At 62.3% G+C, this 2,525-nt stretch carries 1 protein-coding gene, 1 tRNA gene and 1 pseudogene; 2 read left to right on the top strand and 1 reads right to left on the bottom strand.

Annotation, left to right across the window (positions count from 1 at the left end; all coding sequences use genetic code 11):
- The first annotated feature begins 282 nt into the window (after window positions 1-282).
- Both K2Z83_RS25535 and K2Z83_RS30225 read left to right on the top strand, forming a co-directional pair.
- Entirely contained in the window at window positions 283-786 is a 504-nt protein-coding gene (locus K2Z83_RS25535) for a recombinase family protein (protein ID WP_220597996.1), read from the top strand.
- An 81-nt stretch (window positions 787-867) separates the two neighbouring features.
- Window positions 868-1,935: pseudogene (locus K2Z83_RS30225) on the top strand (recombinase family protein); the annotation flags it as partial.
- Between the two features lie 457 nt (window positions 1,936-2,392).
- On the opposite strand, the gene K2Z83_RS25520 reads toward K2Z83_RS30225, so the two are convergent.
- Window positions 2,393-2,467 (bottom strand) — tRNA-His (locus K2Z83_RS25520).
- Window positions 2,468-2,525 lie beyond the last annotated feature (58 nt).

The raw sequence follows: 2,525 nt of genomic DNA, 5'->3' as shown, positions 1-2,525 counted from the left end.
TTCGATGCGCCGACGACCCGATTCCGTAATGCGACTACTCGTGATCGATAGGAGGCGCTATGGCACGTACATCCCGCGCCCGAGCAGATCAGTCCGAAGAGGCTCAGTTGCCCTGCCGCATTGAGCTCCGCGAGCCGGTGGCACCCGGCGGCATGGCCGAGCTCTGCACCGCCCTGGCCCGCGTAGTCGCTCGCGCCTGCGTCGAAAGTGCCCCTCAGCGGCCTGAACGGAAATCAACATCTTAGGAGAGGGAGGCAAGGTATCTTAGGAGAGGGAGGCAAGATGTCGCTGAATCCAGTGCTAAGTTTCGGGCGTAAGGAGCTCCAGCTAAATGAAGATCCTGAATCCCAGGAATTCCGCGCCATACTATCAAAGGTATTCAGATCTTATTTCAGATCTCGCATCAGCGAAGCGGTGCGCAAATCGCTGCATGAGAAGGCTCGATCTGGGCGTTGGGTTGGGCGCGTACCGTTCGGCTACCTCAAGGATGCTCAAGGAAAACTTATTCCTTCTGATCAAGTATCGGTCGTGCGGGAAGCATTCACCCTCTATCGGGGAGGACAGTCCCTGGCCCAGATTGCTGAGCAGCTGAACAAGGGTGGATTGCGCACGCAGAACGGCATGGCTTTCAGTTATAGGGCCGTGTATCGGATGCTGCGTAATCCCGTCTATCGCGGCTCCGTCTCTATTAGGGGGACAGAGTATCCTGATAGTCATACGCCTATCGTGAGCAAGAGACTCTGGAACGCGGTCGTGGCAATCCACCGGAGCCGTGCATCTAGGTGACGGCTCCCGCGCCTGTGTCGAGCAGGATGCGCTACAATCCACACGTACCCGACGCTCGTGATCGACTGAAGGGATTGCCTGATGCCGCAGCCTACCAACGCGCAAATTATCACCCTGCTTGATGGCTTACAGAAGGGTGATCACCTGGCCCTCTTTTGGGGCGCACCGGGTGTGCCCATCGATCGCTGCTGCGTGATCTATCTGCGGGTCAGCAGCAAGCGTCAGCTCAACGGCGAGGGGTTGCAGGACCAGTGGGCGAGCAGTGTGATGCACGCCGAGCGCCAGGGCTGGACGGTGGTCGGCCTCTATGTGGATCCGGCGATCAGCGGGCGCAAGGAGTCACGTCCGGCGATCGACCAGCTCAAGCGTGACGCCCAGCGCCGGCGCTTTCGTTACGCGCTCTGCTACAAGGTTAACCGGATCGGGCGCAATGCGAAGGCGAGCTATGCCACTGCTGATGAGATCGAGCAGCACGGGGTCGTGGTCGTCAGCGCCACTGAGAACTTTAATCGCCAGACCGCGTCGGGCAATCTGACCTTTGGGATGCTGGTAATCGTCGCACAGTTCGGGTCCGACCAGCTGAAAGAGGTGATGAGCACTCGGATGCAGAATAAGGCGAAGGCCGGCGGCTGGGTTGGGCCGGTGCCCTTCGGCTACACCAAGGACGCGCAGGGGCGACTGGTGCCATCGACGCAGGCTCCTGAGGTACCGGCGATGTTCGCCCGCTATCAGGCAGGCCAGTCGTATATGCAAGTGGCCGACTGGCTCAACGAGCGCGGGCTGCGCACCCAGAGTGGCGCCTTCTTTAGCCGTGAGAGCGTGCGTACCATCCTGCGCAATCGGGCCTACCTGGGCTTCGTCTCCAGTGGGAAGGTCGAGTACCCGGGCACCCACGAGCCGCTGGTGAGCCAGGAGCTATGGGACGCGGCGGCGGGAATCCGTCAGGGTCGGACGACGCGCCCGACGACGCGCCACCCGGATCACGAGGCCAGCGACGCCTGGCTCAGCGGGCTCGTGATGTGCAGCGCATGTGGCGCGAAGCTCTGGCACCGGACCGGCAAGCGGGGCAACCGCGGGCGCTACTACCGCTGCGCGGGCTACGACCGGCGCACCTGCGATGTGCGCGACATGGTGTCGTCGGCGAGCCTGGAGGAGCAGCTCCACACGGCCCTGTCACAGCTCGTGCTGCCCGAGGAGCTGCTGCCGCGCATTATCAGCGAGGCCCGCGCCCTGGTCGCCCAGGGCCAGGAGGCCGCAGAAAAGCCCATCGATCCACCGACGATCCAGGCGAAGCTCCGGCGGCTCGGCCTGGTCTACGCCGACGGCGTGATCGACGATGAGACCTATCGAAAGGAGCGCACGCGATTACAGACACTGCTCACCGAGGCCACAAGCGCACTCCCCCGCCTCGTGTTCCGTGAGGCGCAGGCGCTTACGCTCTTGCAGAGTATGGTAGAGTTGGTGAAGGCGGCGACGCCAGAGGAGCTGAGAGGGATTGTGCGTGCGCTGTTCACGCACATCTGGGTGGAGGACCGGGTGATTCACGCAGTCACGCCGCGAGCAGAGGTGTATCCAGTGCTCGCGGTGCGATCTGGGGTTGTATGGCGGGTGCCTGATGGGTCTCGAACCCACAGCCTCCTGAGTCACAGTCAGGCGCTCTAACCATTGAGCTACAGGCACCACAGACGCCCAGGAGTATAGCACGGGCAAGAGCTTGGTGTCAAATGAGGAAGGAGACC

It is taken from the genome of Oscillochloris sp. ZM17-4 (genome assembly GCF_019599295.1).
In the GTDB taxonomy this organism is placed as follows: Bacteria; Chloroflexota; Chloroflexia; order Chloroflexales; family Chloroflexaceae; genus Oscillochloris.
This window is presented reverse-complemented; position numbering and strand designations above follow the sequence as displayed.

What these genes read in the sequence shown, in the direction of transcription:
- K2Z83_RS25535 (WP_220597996.1), top strand. Translation starts at nt 283, where the DNA reads ATGTCGCTGAATCCAGTGCTAAGTTTCGGGCGTAAGGAGCTCCAGCTA.